Annotated in this window: 1 protein-coding gene and 1 pseudogene; one reads left to right on the top strand and one right to left on the bottom strand. The window is 71.2% G+C overall.

Annotated features, from left to right (window positions below; all coding sequences use genetic code 11):
- The coding region (locus tag MCM47_RS39895; RefSeq protein ID WP_238951741.1) for a hypothetical protein at nt 1-715 on the bottom strand (715 nt) is incomplete at its 3' end.
- A gap of 762 nt (nt 716-1,477) precedes the next feature.
- On the opposite strand from MCM47_RS39895, the pseudogene MCM47_RS39890 reads away from it, so the two are divergent.
- Nucleotides 1,478-1,876: pseudogene (locus MCM47_RS39890) on the top strand (aminotransferase class I and II); the annotation flags it as partial.

Genomic DNA, 1,876 nt, shown 5'->3' with positions numbered 1-1,876 from the left:
TGCCGCCCACGGCGTCCTTCAGCGCGTCGATCCAGGTGCGGCGGTCCGGCGGGTAACGGCGGGCGGGGCGCCCCCCCCCGGGGGGGGCCCGCGGATAGCGCCAACGGGCCCACGGGGAGGACGGCTTGGCCAGGCGGACGGAGGCGACCACGGAGACCAGGGGGACGAGCAGCCCGATCACGCCGACGGCCGTCTTGCCCTTGAGGATCGCGCAGACGCAGAACGCGACGTTCACCAACATGAGCACGGCGAAGGCGAGGTGGTTGGCGGTGCCCGAGCCGACGTCGGAGAACGGGTTGAAGCCGGCGACCAGCAGCAGGCCGACCGCCACCGCCAGGAACGTCGCGTCGACCGACTTGCGGCCCTCGCTGCTCCAGTAGACGTCCTCCAGGTGCAGCCAGAGCGCGAACTCGTCGAGCGTCAGGGCGGCACCGGCGCCGAACATCACCGCCAGGACCTGTACGCCGGGACTGTCCGGCCGGTAGGCGAACTCGATCGCGCCCGACACCAGCATTCCGATGATGCCGTACACCTCGTGGTGCAGGTGGGTGCCGCCGACGCTCACGTCGCGGAACGGCCCGCGGCCCGCCCGGATCATCCTGGTGATGGCCCGGGTGCCCGCGAAGGTCAGGATGAACGCCCCGAGCATCCAGAGCCCGATTCCCTGGTTGGGCACGGTGATGACCACTTCGACCTCGACTGCGTCGTGCCGCACGGCCGCCCCGTTCCGTCAGCTTGGTGCGCGGGCACCGGGAGTGGGTCGCGAACTGGGCGGAGGGCAGGCAGCGCCGTCAGAGCGGCAGGCCGGTTGCCGGCGCCTCCTCCGCACTGCCGAGCGTAGGCCACTCCGCGGCGCGTCCGCGGCACCGACCCGCTCCCGGCGGTGCCGCGGCGCCCGAGGGTCAGGTGTGACGCGGGTCGTCGGAGGGACCGGGGTGCGTGTCCGCTCCTCCTCGTGATCGCGGCCGGCCGCCGCTTCGCCGCCCGCCCCGCCTTCGTCCGAGCGGCGTGCCCTGACGCCGATCCGACCCCGTCGCCGGAATATCCGCCCGGCCGCCGGACGTCAATGCCTGCCGACCGGCAAATAACTTCCGGTGCGACCGGCGCATGACGGTCTGTCCGGTTTTGCGAAGCGGCAAATAGTTTCCGGTTGACAGTCGCCCAGGTGTATTGAATTCTTTCAATCGCCGGGGCGAGCAGCTCCCCGGATTGTCGGGAGAGGCTCCGGGGCCGGTGCCGCCGACGGTTCAGGAATTCACCGGATCGAGGCCGGGACCGTTCTGCGCACCGCCGCCGATGCCCTCCCGCTCGGTCGACGTCGGCCTGCCCGGCCTGCTCGGGCATCGGTCCGGCCGTGGTTTCCGTACGTACTCTGGACGGTTCTGCGGGCACCTGCCGGTAGCCCGGAATTCGCGAATTCCGATCGGGCCGGCCAGCGGGCCCGGAATTTCCGTGCCGAAATAACAAGGAACGTGGCGTGCACTCATACATGAACATCAAGAAGTCCGCGCGGATCAGCCACGACTTCTGGGAGGTGACCGCCGGGGCCGGGATGTTCGACATCGTGGTGTCCGGCCTCGGTGACGGCCGGCACCGGGCGCTGGCGGACGGCCACGAGTTCGTGAACATGTCCTCGTACTCCTACCTCGGCCTGGACACCCACCCGCGGATCGTGCAGGCGGCCGCCGACGCGGTGCTCGCCGAGGGCGCGCTCAACAGTTCGACGTCCCGGATGCGGATCCGGTTCGGCTCGCTGCGCGAGGCGGAGACGGCGCTCTCGGAGCTGTTCGACGTCGAGGCCCTGACCGTGGCTTCCTGCGCGGCCGCCGCCTGGGCGAGCCTGCCGCTGCTCGCCTCCGGCCTGCTGACCGGCGAC

It is taken from the genome of Kitasatospora sp. A2-31 (genome assembly GCF_022288725.1).
Lineage (GTDB): Bacteria > Actinomycetota > Actinomycetes > Streptomycetales > Streptomycetaceae > Kitasatospora.
The sequence above is the reverse complement of the archived record's forward strand: the minus strand, read 5'-3'. Positions and strand labels throughout refer to the sequence as shown.